The following is a 14,095-nucleotide window of genomic DNA, read 5'->3' on the forward strand; positions in this document are numbered from 1 at the left end:
GCTGGCCGGTCGGCTGACCGGACTGCGGGTCGCGCGGGATGATCACTTCGTGGTTGAAGCCCTGGACCATGACCTGGTCTTCGTGGCCTTCCTGGTAGGTGTTGCCGACCGAATCGGCGGTGAAGGCTCCGGCGGTGATCAGGCCTTGTTTGGTGCCGGTGACGGACATGTAGGCAGGTGTTGCCATGGGGGTTTGCTCCTTGCAAAAAATGAAGCCGAACAGGCGAAAAATGCCGTGCGACTGCAAGGAGACAGTTCAAGACGCGTGCCAACTGAAATTTAGTTGTTGTTAATCAGTAGCTTGTGTTTTTACTGTACGTTTTTTGAGCACTTTTACGCGAGAAAACCCGAAAAAGTGCGCAACTTCTTGCGCAGTACTGTGCAAGAAGTTGCGCACTCGTCTGTAGGCCTTTATCCCAAAGGCCTAGGGAAATGTATGCACAGGGTTATCCACATTGGAGTGCGCAAGAAGTTGCGCAGTTGGTAAAAACGGCAGGGTAGGTTTTCACCGCTTGAAAAGCGAAAAAACACGCCCCCAACAGCCCCCTTTCGACGCCAGCGCCTCCTGCAGTTGCCGCGCACTGATCGTGCGCTGGGCAGGGTCGAATGCCAGCGCAATTTTCAGCGCAGGCCAGCAGTGCGCGGGCAGGTTCGACGGGCGCGTCAGCGTGCGATCGAGCTGCTCGGCGCGGGCCTGAGTTGAAGGCAGGCGCCGATAGGGATGCTTGCCGCTGGCCAGCTCGTAGATCAGGCAGGCCACCGCATACATATCCGCCGCCGCACCCAGCGTGCCGTGTTCAAGTAGTTCCGGTGCAGCGTAGCCGGGCGTCCAGGCGTTGAAGCGCTCGCGGCTGAGGTGGGCCAGCCCCGAAAGCACACCGGCGTCGGCCTGGCCAAGACCAAAATCGAACAGGCGCACGCCGTCTTCGCCGAGCATCACGTTGCTCGGCTTGAGGTCACCGTGAAACACGCCCCGGGCATGGCAGCAGGCCAGGGCTTCCAGCAGAGGCAACACGATCGCGTTCAACGCCTGCCCGTGCAGGCCCAGCGGTTGCTCGCACAGCAGTTTGTCCAGTGCAGGCCCGCGCAGCAGCTCCAGGGTGATGAAGGCGCGCTGGCTCGGCGGGTCGATCTCGAAGCTGTACAGGTTGACCACCTGCGGGTGCGCCACGTGCCGGGTCAGGGCAAACTCGCTGAACAGCAGCGCGTTGGCATCCGGCGAGGCGGCCAGCGCCTCGCTCATGAGCTTGATCGCCACGCAGGGCTGCGGGTCACCGAACTGCTCGCGCAGCAGATCGCGGGCGCGATAGACCATGCCCATGCCGCCGGCACCGAGCAGGCGTTCGAGCCTATAGCGCCCGGCCAGCACCTGCGGCAGCGGCACCAGCGGCGGTGTCGGCGCCGGCTTTTTCTTGCCTGTGCGGCGCCCCTTGCGCTTGGCCGCAGCGGGCGCCGGGGCGGCCAACTGGCCGTTGACGAAGGCGAAATAGGTGAGGTTGGCGTCGCGGGATTCGGTGGCCAGCAAGGCACCGAGGTCGGGCTGGTGTCTGCTCATTGGCGAATCACCACTGCGGTCAGGTTGTCCCCCGCCGCGCCGCGCAATGCCCCTTCGAACAGACGCTCCAGCGCGACCTGCGCCGACGCCAGGCTCAACGCCTTGCCCAGTGCATCGCTGCTCAGTTCCTGATACAGGCCGTCGCTGCACAGCAGGAACGCATCGCCCGGGTATACCTGCAGCTCCAGCACCTCCAGGGTCAGCTGCTCGCTGGCGCCAAGGGCGCGGGTCAGGGCGCGAGCGCCCGGTTGCGCCCGCGCCTGCTCCGCGCTCATCTGGCGCTGGTCGATCAACTGCTGCTGCAACGAATGGTCTCGTGACAGCTGATAAAGACGCTGCTGGCGCCACAGGTAGCAGCGGCTGTCACCGGCCCAGATGCACGCGGCACGCTCGCCCTCGAGCAGCAGCGCCACCACCGTGCTGCCCATGATGCTGTCGTGATGTGCATCCGTGACGGTCAGTTCCTGGCCAAGGCGCCGGTTGATCCAATGCAGGCACCCGCGCACCCCTTCCAGGCGCTCGTCAAAACTGCCATGGGCCGGCAACTCGGCCAGGCTGGCGACGATCAGCTGGCTGGCCAGGTCGCCACCGCGGTAGCCGCCCATGCCATCGGCCACCACCCACAGGCCCTGCGCCGGGCACTCCAGAAAGGCGTCCTCGTTGCGCATGCGCACCTTGCCAGCATCCGTGCGCGCCGCGCTGCGCCAGCGTGCTCCAACCTGCATCTAGAGCGACCCCGGTAGACGAAAGCCGCGTAACACGCCAACGTCGAAAGGGTTGGGCGCACGCTGGCTGCTGAGCAGGTAGTTGGCCCGCAGCCCGCCCACTTCGGCCTTGAGCACCAGCACGTCGCGGCCCTTGAGGTACTCGGTCTGCATCAGGTCGAACAGGCGGAACAGCGACCACGGCCCGGTGTTCTTCTCGATGCCGATCGGGCGCTCGACCATGCGTTCGAGCACCAGGCTTGCGCGACCGTCCTGGGCATCGGTCGGCCAGTTGAAGGTCATGGGCACCACCGGGCCGTGGCGATAGTCCAGCTGCCGATCGCCAAAGCGGAACTCGGCGCGGCTCACCGCCGAGTCCAGGGTGTAGGGCTCGAGCCTGAACTGCACCTGCGGCTGCGCCGGGTTCTCGGCGAAGAAGCTCTGGCGAATCGTCTGGGTCCTGGCCATCTGGTCCAGGTAGACCCGCGAGATCGGCAGGCTCTGGCCGTCGATGCTGCGCAGGCGGTAACTGCCCGGGTCGCCGCTGATGAACGGGCGCAGGTAGGTGTCGAAGAAGCGCTCGGCGATGCCCTGGGCCTTGAAGAACTCGCGAAAGTCGTTGATCGCCACGTCACTGGTGCTGTGGGCATCGAACGGGTAGCGCTGCTGGATCGACTCACCGTAGAAGCCGTACAGCTCGCTCTGGTAGCGCTCGTTGACGTACTGGTAGGCATCGTTGAGTACCAGCCGCCAGCTGTCTTCGGCCAGCAGGTTGAACCAGCCATTGAGCGGTCGCGGCAGACGCCCGGAGGCGTTGCGCAGGGCGCTGAGCGCATCGCGCTGGCCCCCCATGCGGGTCTTGGCAAGCTCGAAGGCCATCTGCTCCGGCTGGCTGGCGCGCGCGAGGCCGGCCATCTGCAGTTGCAGGTCGTTGAGCGCCTGCAGCGCCGGGGTGAGGTCGGCGGAGGGGCCATTGTTTTCGTCCAGCAGCCGATGCAGGGATTCGAAACGCCGCTGCAGGGACTTCTTCGCGGTGTCGGGCAGCGGCTTGGCCGCCACGGCGGGCTTGCTCGCCAGGGCGCCCTGGACCTTGCCGGCCACGGCGACCGCCGTGTTGGCCTTCTTGCCCAGCTTGACCCCCTTGGCCGGGTCGCTGGCCGGTGCCTCGGCGGGCTCATCGGTGCTGCCCGGCACGGGCTCGAAACGGGTGTTGTCGCGCACCTGCACCAGCAGTTGAAGTACCGGCGAGTTGGCCGAGGTGAGCCCGGCGAGCTGATCGGCGCCCTCGCCGGCATCGCCGAACGGTTGCAGGCCGACCTGGCCGACAGCCTCGCTCCAGTGGTTGGCGTAGTCGCGAAAGTACAGCTGTTCCAATCCTACCAGCAGGCGGCGCATGTCCATGTCGCTGATGCCGCTGCCCTCACCCAGGACCCAGTTGTCACGCAGCAGCTCGCTGACCAGGGTCGAGCCCTGTACCGAGAAATACTGCTCGTAGCCCTGCTGGGTGTAAAACCCCGGAATCACGTAGTCGGTGCCGAAAAACAGCCCGCCCTGGGGGCCCAGGTGCTGGCTGAGACGGTAGTCGGGCAGGCTGCTGGCCTGCTCGCGCAGTACCCGGTACACCACGTTGACCAGCGATTCGCTGCGCAGCACCTTGCGTGCCTGGGCCACCAGCTGCGGGTCCAGCGGGTAGCTGAATGGCAGTTGCAGCAGGCGTTCGAAATGCCCGTTGAGCCCGTTTTGCACCGCCGTGTTGCCCGCGTAGCGGCGCGACCAGTCAGCGGCTACCCACTCCTGCAGCCAGGCGGCTTCGCGGCGGTCGGGCATGCTCAGCATCAGGTAGGCACGCAGGCTGTTGAGCAGGCGCTCACGGTCGCGCAGGTTGCCACGAATCTGCCCTTCGAGCTGTTTGGCCACCCGTGGCAGCAGTTGGGTGTGCAGGTCCTGTTCGTAGGCACTGCGAAGCAACGGATTGCTCTGCTCGCCCTGGTACAGGCCCAGGCGTTCATGCAGTGACGCATCACCCGAAGGCGGGAATACCTGGGTCGCGGCATAGCTGGTGTCCAGCGGCTTTAGCGCGGCCATGGCATCGTTTTGCGGGGTCAGCGCTGCACGCTGCCCGGCCCACACCTGACCGAGCCCGCGCAGTTGCTCGAGGCGGTCGTGGTTGGCACTGAAACCGCCCGCCCACAGCAACCCGCAGCACACCAGTACGCCCAGCGCGCCGACATACAGTGCGCGCTGCCCCCAGTCGATGCGTCGCCGCTCGCGCTGGTCGAGGCCGGCCAGGTCGGCCTCGGGGAAGATGACCCGGCTGAGCAGGTGATGGATGAACCGCGAACGCCCGCTGCGCAAGGTGGGTAGCACCGTGCTGGGCAGGCCCAGGCTGGCCCCGATGCTGGCGGTGTCAGGGTCCAGCTGCTGGACAAGGTGCGGCGCACTGGTGAGGTAGAACCCGCGAAGCTGGCTGGCGCGCTGGTAGCGATTGCCGGTGAAGGCGATGTCGACGAACAGGCACAGCTGCTCGCCGATCTGCGCCAGCTGGTGCGGGAAGTCAAGGATGCGCGCGCGCCGCTGTGTATCGCGCTCGTGGTGCATGCGCATGATCACCTGGCTGTTGAGGCGCCGCAGCAGCGCCTCGAAGGCCTGGCGCAGCACAACCACATCGGTGCCGTTCTGCGCCTTGGTGAAGGTGCTGCCCAGTACCTGGTCGCTTTCTTCACGGCTGAGCTGGTCGAAGAAATCGTCGAACCCCTGCAACTGGTCGGCCTTGCTCAGCACCAGGTACACCGGCACCTGGACATGCAGGGTCTGCTGGATTTCCTGCAGTCGCGCATGGACCTGGCGCGCCAGGTTTTCCAGGCCCTTCTCGTCGCCACTGCGCAGCAGCTCGACCGGCACGCTGACCAGCACGCCGTTGAGCGGCCGGCTGCGGCTGCGTCGACGCAGCAGGTTGAGCAGGGTACGCCAGGCACTGGCGTCGACCTCGGCGGTTTCCTGGGTCAGGTAGCGTCCGGCGGTGTCGATCAACACCGCGTGGTCGGCGAAATACCAGTCGCAATGACGCGTACCGCGGGTGTCGCGGGTGAGTTGGCGGTCCAGTTTGTTGAGCGGAAACTCCAGGCCGGAAAAGTCCAGCAGGCTGGTCTTGCCACTGCCCTGGGGGCCGATCAGCAAGTACCAGGGCAGGTCGTTGCGCCAGCGCTCGCTGCGCCCGCCATACAGGCTCGAGCCCTTGAGCGTACGCAACGCCTCGCTGAAGCGGCTGCGCAGTTCCTTGTGGTCCTCGTCGATGCGCGCTTCACGGCGCAGGCGTTCCTGGCCGTCCTCGCTCTCTTCGACAGCCTTTTTCTGCACCCCGGCGCGCCAGCTGGCGAACACCATGCCCAACCCCCAGCACAGGAACAGCGCACTGATGGTCAGCAGGCGCGAGGTGGCCGAGGCCCAGAAGCGGTGGTCGTCGACTGCCAGCAGCGGCCCCACGAACCACACCAGCAGTACCAGCGACAGCACCAGCAACAGCGTCCATACCCACGTCTTGCGCAGGAAATCGCCGACTTTCTTGAAGAAGTTTTTCATCACACGTCCCTGTTCTACTGCTGCGCCTGGACCGTTTCCGGGTCAAGCTGCTGAAAAGGTTGCAGCACGGCCTCGCGCTGCTCGCCCAACACCCAGGCGAACCCCGAATACATCACCACCAGGCAGATCAGCGCGAACAGCGTGACCATCCACCACGGCACCACCCGCACCAGGCTGCGACGCTGGTCGTTGAGCCCTTCCCACTGCGGCGAAAGTTCGCGCGGGGCATCCCCGCGCAGTTGCCGCACCTGGCGGAACAAGGCGTCGCGAATCCCTTCGAGTTCGAGCATGCCGCGTACCATCACGCGGTACTTGCCCTCGAACCCCAGCGACAGGCACAGGTACATGAGCTCCAGCATCGGCAGGTGCTTGACCGGGTTCTTCGACAGACGATCGAGCAGCTGGAAGAACTTCTCGCCACCGAAGGTCTCGTTGTGAAAGGTGCTGAGCAGGCTCATCTGTGCCCACTCGCTCTCGTTGCCCCAGGAGGTGGTGACCACGGCCTCGTCGAGCACCGAGCACAGCACGTAGCGCGCGGTCATCACCTGGCTGGGCTCGGCGCCGTTGTGCAGCGCATGGGCCTCGAACAGCTTGATGCCATGGGTGAGTGTCTGGTTGAGGGCGTCGAGGTCTTCGCGGCTGTCGCTGTGCTTGAGCCGCACCACGTGCGAGAGCAGGTCCGAGGCGGCTGCCACCAGGGTGTTGAGGCTGATGTTGATGGCCTCGGCCGGGCCCAGGCGAGCCGAGTAGATCATCCGGTCTTCCAGTTGCTCCAGGCGCGGCGTGGCCAACCCATCGGTCAGCGGAACCTGCCTGGGCGCCTGGCCCTGGCGGTCCACCAGCACGGTCTTGTCGTCCTGACGGTGTTCGATGTCCTTGTGCATGCGGTCAGTTCCTGATGGCCCAGAATTTCAGTTCGAGCTCGGCGAACTCGCCCGAGACGTGGAAGGCAAAACCACCGGAGCGCTCCAGCAGGGCCTGGTCTTCGGCGTTGAATTCGAGCAGGAAGTAGGTCTTGTTGGAATGGAACGGGATCTGCCGCGGCGCCACCGGCAACGGCACCACCTTGATGCCAGGCAGGTGCAGGTTGACCAGTTGCCGGATACGTTCCACCGGGCCGACCTTGAGGTGCGAGGGCAGGCGCGTGCGCAGGGTCTCGCTGTCGCAGTTGGCGCTGGCGGCCAGTACGAACGAGGCCGAGGCGAGCAGCGTCTGATCGTGCACGGCGGCCACCAGGATGCCGTACTGGCGGGTTTGCAGGTCCAGTTCGATGGCGTGCTGTTCCAGCACCATCGACAGCACCTCGCGTATGCCGTCCATCAGCCGGCGAAAGCTCGCGCCCTGGTCGCTGTGCTGATAACGGCTGTCGGTACGCGGGCGCTTGGTGTCGCTGGCAAAGGTCGCCAGGTCCCCCAGCATGGTCAGCAGGGTGCGGTACAGCTCCTCGGGGTGCAGCTGGTCCAGGCCCAGGTAGTGACGCAGCAGCAGTTCGGTACGATTGATCAGTTGCAGCATCATGAAGTCGCCCACCTCCGCGCCGCCGACCTTGCCGTTGGAACGGATGCGCTCGGCAATGGTGTCGCCACGGTGGCCGAGCATGCTGATCACCTCCTTGAGGCACGACAGCAGGTAGCTTGAAGCGTGGGTGTGAATGAAGGTCGGCACGAACTCGGGGTCCAGGCTGATCACGCCGTCCGGGGTGGTGTCGAGCACGGCGCACAGCTTGAGCTTGACGTAGGCCTGATCGCCCTGCTGCTCGCCCAGCAGCAGGCGAAAGTCCGGCCGTGCACAGCTGATGTCGCTGTTGATGTCGTCACCGGCGTTGGAATCGCTGACCGGGGTCTCGTAGGCGATGTAGCGCGCCAGCACATCGGACTGCTCCAGTCGCCGGGTCTCGATGTGGTTGCCGGTCACCAGCGGCAGTGCCAGGTACACCGGCGTGTTGCCGGTGTTGGGCGGTATGTCCAGGGCCAGCGGCTCGATGTTGCTGCTGAGCTCGAACAGGCTGCCGTCGGGCAGCACGCCGCTGGCCTGGCTGACCACCAGCTTGCCCATGCTCAGGAACTGCTGGTCGATCTCCAGGCTGAGAAAACCCCAGTTGTAGCTGCCCAGCAGCTGGGTGCGGGTTTTCATCTGGTAGTCGTAGTAGCGATCGTTGTGCTGGAAGTGCTGCGGACGCAGCAGCATGCCTTCCTGCCAAATGACTTTGTGCACATGCATGATCAGTTTTCCGTCCGGGCCAGTGTGGCGTTGCTGTTGCGAATGCCGGCCTGGTCCAGCGTCAGGCTGGCGCTGTTGAGTGCCTGCGGGGTGATCTGGACCACGTAGCGCCACTGGGTCTGCTCCAGGTCGCGGTAGGCCGCCAGCACGCCGACGTAGCGGCTGCCAGGTTCCACGCTCAGGCGCAGCGTCACGTGCTCACCGGGGCGCAGCTCCAGCTCTTCGCTGACCACCAGGTCTGGCGCCAGGGATTCCTTGGCCCGCTCGTACAGGCTGAAGAAGTCGGCATGCTCGAAGGCCACCGGGTGCTTGAGTTCGAACAGGCGCACCACGATCGGCGAGGGCCGGCCATTGAGGTCCGGGTTGAGCTGGTCACCGGCGTCGAGGGTCAGTTGCAGCTTGGTCAGTTCCGAGTACGGCGACAGCGCGGAGCAACCGGCCAGCAACAGCGCCAGCGCCATCAGGCCGGTGGAGAGAAAGGTCTTGCAGCGCAGCATGGGGATCATCCTTGAGCGTCGGTGTGAAGGGTACCGATCAGGCGAACCTGTTCGGCGTAGGCCTGGGCGAAGTCGCGCGCCAGCAGGCGCTCGCTCCATTCATCGTCCTGGCCAAGGGCCTGGTGGTAGCGCACGTAGGCGCGCCACTGGCTGCCGGCAGTCCGCAGCAGCGGTGCCCGGCCGCGCTCGAACTGCAGGCCCAGCTGGCGTGGCGAAAAGTGCTCAAGCACACCCTGCAGCGCAGCGCGACAGGCCGTCAGCATCGCCACCTGATGCGCCTGCAGGTCGCGGTAGGCCTGGGTCAGTGCCTGGCTCGCAGGGAGCTGGCCGGGCGCGGCCGGGTGCAGCAACAGGCCCAGCGCCTGGCCGGCATCGGCGCTCGACTTCAACGGGTTGTGGCTGGCGCGGTGGGAGGTGGTCAGGGCCAGGCGCAACTCGTTCTTCAGTTCGCTGCGGGTGCGCAGGCTTTGCTGCACGCCGCCGATGCTCTGCTTGAGCAGGCCGGCCGCCTTGATCGCCAGGGCTTCACGGGCGCCAGGGTCGAGCCCGCCCAGATCGACCCCGAGGGCGGTACCAAAGGCTGCCCAGAACCGTTCGTTACATGCAGGTGCCGGCGGCGCCTGTGGTTCATCGTCGGGTTCGGGCTGCGCCACCAGGTTGGGTACCAGCAGGCTTTCCATGTCTATGCGCGCGTAGTCGGGGCGCTGGCGGGCCACCGGTGCAACCGTGTCGAGTGCACTCAGTGCGTCGAGGGGCGAAGGCTCGACGTCCTGCTGGTCGAGGGCATGGAACGGGTCCAGCTCAAGAAAGGCGTCGTCAGGGATGATGCTGCCCGCGGCGCTGGGCAGGCCGACCTCGACATCGGCTGCGGTGCGGGTGACCAGGCGCGCGCGCACCTCGAAGCCGCCCAGCAGGTACACGCTGTCCTGCTCGATTCGCTGCGCCTGCCCCTTGCGCAGCTGCGCACCGCTGCGTCCGTCGCGGGTGCCGTTGCTGCTGATGTCGGTGAGGAAGAACACGCCCTCCTGACAGGTGACCAGCGCATGTCGCTTGGAGACATGCCGCTGCGGGTCGCTGATGATCCAGTCGCACGCCTCGTCGCGCCCGATCACGCCGCCTGCACGGGTGAAGGTCTTGCTGCGTCCCTGCGTTTCAAGAACCAGTTCCATGTTGATGCTCCTTGCACTCACTTGCCGCGGTTGGCTGCCTGCGGATCGCCCAGCGGGCGATAGGTGTCGTCGTTGAATTTGTAATTGCCGCTACAGCCGCCCAGGCCGCTGAGCACGATCAGCGCCAGCAGCAAGGCGGGCCAGTGACGAACAGACATTTGCAGATCTCCATTGGTGGGCATTGCACGGGGCGCCGCCCGCCGGGGGCAGCGCACGGTTGTAAGGGAAAATGCAGCATTGCTCGCCATGGCCGCTCAACCTTCGAACTCGCCAAGGTTGATGTTCAGCCGCCCCAGGCGGTACAGCAGGGTGCGCCGCGGCAGGCCCAGCTCGCGTGCGGCCAGGGTCTGGTTGCCGGCGTTCTTGCGCAGGCAGTCGAGCAGCCAGTGGCGCTCCACGTTTTCAAGGCGATCACGCAGGTTCAGCCCGCTGTCCCCCGACGGTACTTCGCTGGCCGGGGCAACATGCTCAGGCAGCAGGCACTCGCCGTCGCACAGCAACACCGCGCGCTCCACCAGGCCCTTGAGTTCACGCACGTTGCCCGGCCAGGCGAGCCCGTCGAGGTAGGCCAGTGCCGCCGGCGACCACTGCAGGGGCTTGCGCCCAAGAAACTCGCAGGCCTTGGCAGAGAAATGCCGGGCCAGCACTGGCACATCGCCGCTGCGCTGACGCAGGGCCGGCAACTCGATGGGGAACTGCGCCAGGCGGTAGTACAGGTCTTCGCGAAAGCGCCCTTCGCTGACCAGCACCGCCAGGTCGCGGTGGGTGGCGGCGATGATGCGCACATCGATGGTGTGGGTGTCGTTGGAACCCAGCGGGCGGATCTCGCCCTCCTGCAGCACGCGCAGCAGCTTGGCCTGCAGCGACAGCGGCATGTCGCCGATCTCGTCGAGCAGCAGGGTGCCGCCGTGGGCGGCATCGAACAGGCCAGGGCGGTCGCGCAGTGCGCCAGTGAAGGCGCCCCGGCGATACCCGAACAGTTCGCTCTCCAGCAGGTTTTCCGGCAGGGCCGCACAGTTCTGCACCACGAACGGCCGGGTACCGCGCGGGCCGTAGTCGTGAATCGCCCGGGCCACGACCTCCTTGCCGGTGCCGGTCTCGCCCAGCAGCAGGACGGTGTAGGGGCTGTGCAGCACCTTGCTGATCAGCTGGTAGGCCTGGCGGATCGCGGCGCTGTTGCCGATCAGCCCGTAGTCGGTGGCGCCTGCGCGCGTGGCGGGCAGCGGCGCCAGCGCCGCCTCGGGCTGGTGCAGGCGTTGCAGCAACTCCATTTGCACCAGCACGAACGCCCCCAGCTGTCCCAGCGACTGGGCAAAGCCGCCCAGGTCGACGCTGGTACGGCTGGCACACAGCAGCAGGCCGGCGATGGCCTGCTGCGGGTTGAGCAGCGGTACGCACAGCAGCGACTGCCAGGGGCTGTGCAGCACCGGCAGGAAACTGGTGTCGAGCAGGCTGGCGGGCAGGTCGGCAAGGCTTACCGAACGGTTCTGACACAGCGCGAACTGCAGCAGTTGCTCGCCGTTGTAATCCACCGGCACGCTGGCGGCAGCACGCGGCTGCAAGGCCCCGCCCAGCCATTCGGCGGCAAGGCTCAGCGAAGTGTGGGTGGCATCGAGCAGGTACAGCTGACTGAGCTCGCAACCGCTGAGCTCGGCCACCGCCTGCACGAAGCGCTCCTGCAGCGCGGGTTCCCGGCCCGTACGCGACAGGCTGGCGAAGTGCGTCAACAGGGCTTCGGCATAGCGCAAGGGCTGCGGCACGTGGGTGAACATCACCCCCACCTCAGGCAAACTCGCACCTCACGCCCGTATCGCCATCGAGCGTGGCATGCACCTGCTGCAACGACTCCCCGGCCGCCATCGCTGCCAGCAGCCGGTCAGCCACCTGCGGCATCAGGTGCAGGTCGAGCAGGTGGTCGATCAGCCGCGCGCCGCTGTCGCCCTGGGTGCAACGCTCGGCCAGGTGCTCGACCAGCGCCGGGGCATAGGTGAAACCCAGTTGCCGGCGCAGCAGCCGCTGGCCAAAGCGCTGCAGCTTGATCTCGACCAGCTCGCGCAGAACCGGGCCGCTCACCGGGTAGTAGGGCACCACACGCATGCGCGCCAGCAAGGCCGGTTTGAAATGCCTGCTCAAGGCGGGGCGTATGGCCTGTTCCAGCTGCTCGGCAGAGGGCCGTTCGGCGCCTTGGCAAAGGCTCGCGATCTGCTCGCTGGCCAGGTTGGAGGTCATCAGGATCAGGGTGTTGCGAAAGTCGATTTCGCGCCCCTCGCCGTCGTTGGCCACGCCCTTGTCGAAGATCTGGTAGAACAGGTTCAGCACGTCCGGGTCGGCCTTCTCGACCTCATCCAGCAGCACCACGGAATAGGGCTTCTGGCGCACCGCCTCGGTGAGCATGCCGCCCTCGCCATAGCCGACGTAACCGGGCGGCGCGCCGATCAGCCGCGACACGGTGTGCTTCTCCTGGAACTCGGACATGTTGATGGTGGTGATGAAGCGCTCGCCGCCATACAGCAGGTCGGCCAGGGCCAGGGCCGTTTCGGTCTTGCCCACGCCACTGGGCCCCACCAGCAGGAACACCCCGACCGGCGCATCGGGCTTTGCCAGGCCGGCTGCGTTGGCCCGCATCGAGCGGTCCAGTGCCTGCACGGCCTGCTCCTGACCACGGATGCGCGCACGCAGGTCTTCGGCAAAGCGCATGATCCTGGCGTTGTGCTCGCGGGCCAGTTGCTCCAGCGGCACGCCGGTCCAGGCACTGATCACTTCGGCCACCAGGCGCGGGCACACTTCGAAGCTGACCAGGCGCTCTTCGGCCTGCGCCGCTTCCAGCAGGCTGCGGGTGGTCTCCAGGCTGGCCTGCAGTACGGCCACGTCATCCCGTGCATTGCCCTGCTCGCGGGCTTCGGCCAACTGCCGGCGCAGGTCCAGCACCTGCTCGGCCAGCGCGCGCTGCTGTTCCCAGCGCGCCTGCACGGCCTGCTGGTCGGCCTGGTCGCTGCGCAGTTGCGCCTGCAACAGGTGCAGCGCCTCTTGGTCGATGCCCACGCCGGCTTCGGCGTCGCGCTGCTGCGCCTGCACCTGCCGCTCGCCCTCGGCCAGCGAGGCACGCAGGCGTTCCAGGCGTTGCGGCGCGGCGGCCAGGCTGATGCGCACCCGGGCACAGGCGGTGTCGAGCACATCGACCGCCTTGTCCGGCAACTGTCGCCCGGCCAGGTAGCGCGCCGACATGTGCGCCGCCGCCACCACCGCATCATCGCGCAGGTAGATACCGTGACTCTTCTCATACACCTGGGCCAGGCCGCGCAGGATGGTCACCGCCTCGTCCGCTGTCGGCTCGTGCAGTTGTACCGGCTGAAAGCGCCGGGCCAGGGCCGGGGCCTTCTCGAAGTACTTCTTGTACTCGCTCCAGGTGGTGGCGGCGATGGTGCGCAGCTCGCCCCGCGCCAGTGCAGGCTTGAGCAGGTTGGCCGCATCCGAACCGCCGGCGTTGCCGCCCGCACCGATCAGGGTGTGGGCTTCATCGATAAACAGGATGACCGGTCGGGGCGCGGCCTTGACCTCGTCGATCACGCCCTTGAGGCGTCGCTCGAACTCGCCCTTGACGCTGGCGCCGGCCTGCAGCAGGCCCATGTCCAGCGCCAGCAGCTCTACCCCGCGCAGTGCCGGCGGCACTTCGGCGGCGGCAATGCGCAGCGCCAGGCCCTCGACGATGGCGGTCTTGCCCACACCGGCCTCGCCCACCACGATGGGGTTGTTCTTGCGCCGCCGGGCAAGGATGTCGATCATCTGGCGCAGCGCTTCATCGCGGCACAGTACCGGGTCGAGTCGGCCGTCGCGGGCCTGCTGGGTGAGGTTGTGGGTAAAGCGCTGCAGCATCGACTCGCCCTGGCCGCCCGCGGCACCCTGCGCTGCAACCGGCCGGGACGCCAGGGCGAAGCCCTTGAGGCGCTCGATGTTCAGGCGGGCCAGCAGCGGCTGGTAATGGCTGCCGGCATAGCGCACGGGGTTGCGCAGCAGCGCCAGGATCAGCGCAGCCTGTTCGACCTGGCTGCTGCCCAGTTCGAGGTTGGCCACCAGCAGCGCATCCTGCAGCCACTGCACCAGTTCGGGGGCGAACACCGGGTTGCGCGAAGCGCTGTGTTCAAGCTGCACCTGCAGGGTGGCGCGCAGTTCGCCCGGCGCCACGTCGGCGTCGTGCAAGGCCCGTTCAAGTAGCCCTTCGGGGCGATCGAGCAATTCCAGCAGCAGGTCCTCGACCAGGATCCTGCTGCCGCCACGTGCCACGCAACGTTCGGCGCAGCGCTCCAGGTCACGACGGGTGTCGGCGTCCAGCGCCTGGATGAGTTGTTGCAGGTCTACGGTGATCATGTTCAT

The 14,095-nt window shown here is 66.6% G+C and carries 11 protein-coding genes; all 11 read right to left on the bottom strand.

Features of this window, described 5'->3' with window-relative positions; all coding sequences use genetic code 11:
• A partial coding sequence (gene tssD, locus JZZ72_RS22020; RefSeq protein WP_210014507.1) for a type VI secretion system tube protein TssD occupies positions 1 to 187 on the bottom strand: 187 nt, incomplete at its 3' end.
• A 318-nt stretch (positions 188 to 505) separates the two neighbouring features.
• Positions 506 to 1,555 carry a serine/threonine-protein kinase gene (locus JZZ72_RS22025; protein WP_043860548.1) on the bottom strand — a complete coding sequence of 350 codons (1,050 nt, stop codon included), beginning with the start codon at positions 1,553 to 1,555 and terminating at the stop codon, positions 506 to 508.
• The gene (locus JZZ72_RS22030) at positions 1,552 to 2,280 is read right to left on the bottom strand and encodes a PP2C family protein-serine/threonine phosphatase (RefSeq protein WP_054916580.1); all 729 of its coding nucleotides are present in this window, start codon (positions 2,278 to 2,280) and stop codon (positions 1,552 to 1,554) included. Before JZZ72_RS22030 ends, JZZ72_RS22025 begins: the two co-directional genes overlap by 4 nt.
• Positions 2,281 to 5,838, bottom strand: a complete 3,558-nt coding sequence (tssM, locus tag JZZ72_RS22035; RefSeq protein ID WP_210015154.1) for a type VI secretion system membrane subunit TssM — start codon at positions 5,836 to 5,838, stop codon at positions 2,281 to 2,283. It lies immediately after the preceding gene.
• Between the two features lie 14 nt (positions 5,839 to 5,852).
• Complete coding sequence (gene icmH, locus JZZ72_RS22040; RefSeq protein WP_058540725.1) at positions 5,853 to 6,722, bottom strand: type IVB secretion system protein IcmH/DotU; 870 nt, start codon at positions 6,720 to 6,722, stop codon at positions 5,853 to 5,855.
• A gap of 4 nt (positions 6,723 to 6,726) precedes the next feature.
• On the bottom strand, positions 6,727 to 8,058 hold the full coding sequence (gene tssK, locus JZZ72_RS22045) for a type VI secretion system baseplate subunit TssK (protein WP_054916577.1): 1,332 nt from the start codon (positions 8,056 to 8,058) through the stop codon (positions 6,727 to 6,729).
• Positions 8,059 to 8,060: 2 nt separating this feature from the next.
• The gene (gene tssJ, locus JZZ72_RS22050; protein ID WP_043860551.1) at positions 8,061 to 8,555 is read right to left on the bottom strand and encodes a type VI secretion system lipoprotein TssJ; all 495 of its coding nucleotides are present in this window, start codon (positions 8,553 to 8,555) and stop codon (positions 8,061 to 8,063) included.
• Between the two features lie 5 nt (positions 8,556 to 8,560).
• On the bottom strand, positions 8,561 to 9,724 hold the full coding sequence (gene tagH, locus JZZ72_RS22055) for a type VI secretion system-associated FHA domain protein TagH (RefSeq protein ID WP_116052745.1): 1,164 nt from the start codon (positions 9,722 to 9,724) through the stop codon (positions 8,561 to 8,563).
• A gap of 17 nt (positions 9,725 to 9,741) precedes the next feature.
• The gene (locus JZZ72_RS22060; protein WP_058540727.1) at positions 9,742 to 9,882 is read right to left on the bottom strand and encodes a hypothetical protein; all 141 of its coding nucleotides are present in this window, start codon (positions 9,880 to 9,882) and stop codon (positions 9,742 to 9,744) included.
• A gap of 96 nt (positions 9,883 to 9,978) precedes the next feature.
• Positions 9,979 to 11,496, bottom strand: coding sequence for a sigma 54-interacting transcriptional regulator (locus tag JZZ72_RS22065; protein ID WP_116052742.1), 1,518 nt, complete (start codon positions 11,494 to 11,496; stop codon positions 9,979 to 9,981).
• Positions 11,497 to 11,506: 10 nt separating this feature from the next.
• Positions 11,507 to 14,095, bottom strand: coding sequence for a type VI secretion system ATPase TssH (gene tssH, locus JZZ72_RS22070; protein ID WP_210015155.1), 2,589 nt, complete (start codon positions 14,093 to 14,095; stop codon positions 11,507 to 11,509).

Origin of the sequence: Pseudomonas palmensis (assembly GCF_017848315.1) — a bacterium.
Taxonomy (GTDB): Bacteria; Pseudomonadota; Gammaproteobacteria; order Pseudomonadales; family Pseudomonadaceae; genus Aquipseudomonas; species Aquipseudomonas palmensis.

Bases quoted from the DNA above. Each gene is read 5' to 3' on its own strand.
- JZZ72_RS22065 (WP_116052742.1), bottom strand. From the start codon at position 11,496: ATGTTCACCCACGTGCCGCAGCCCTTGCGCTATGCCGAAGCCCTGTTG.
- JZZ72_RS22030 (WP_054916580.1), bottom strand. From the start codon at position 2,280: ATGCAGGTTGGAGCACGCTGGCGCAGCGCGGCGCGCACGGATGCTGGC.
- JZZ72_RS22025 (WP_043860548.1), bottom strand. From the start codon at position 1,555: ATGAGCAGACACCAGCCCGACCTCGGTGCCTTGCTGGCCACCGAATCC.
- tssM (WP_210015154.1), bottom strand. From the start codon at position 5,838: ATGAAAAACTTCTTCAAGAAAGTCGGCGATTTCCTGCGCAAGACGTGG.
- tssK (WP_054916577.1), bottom strand. From the start codon at position 8,058: ATGCATGTGCACAAAGTCATTTGGCAGGAAGGCATGCTGCTGCGTCCG.
- icmH (WP_058540725.1), bottom strand. From the start codon at position 6,722: ATGCACAAGGACATCGAACACCGTCAGGACGACAAGACCGTGCTGGTG.
- tssJ (WP_043860551.1), bottom strand. From the start codon at position 8,555: ATGCTGCGCTGCAAGACCTTTCTCTCCACCGGCCTGATGGCGCTGGCG.
- tagH (WP_116052745.1), bottom strand. From the start codon at position 9,724: ATGGAACTGGTTCTTGAAACGCAGGGACGCAGCAAGACCTTCACCCGT.
- JZZ72_RS22060 (WP_058540727.1), bottom strand. From the start codon at position 9,882: ATGTCTGTTCGTCACTGGCCCGCCTTGCTGCTGGCGCTGATCGTGCTC.
- tssH (WP_210015155.1), bottom strand. From the start codon at position 14,095: ATGAACATGATCACCGTAGACCTGCAACAACTCATCCAGGCGCTGGAC.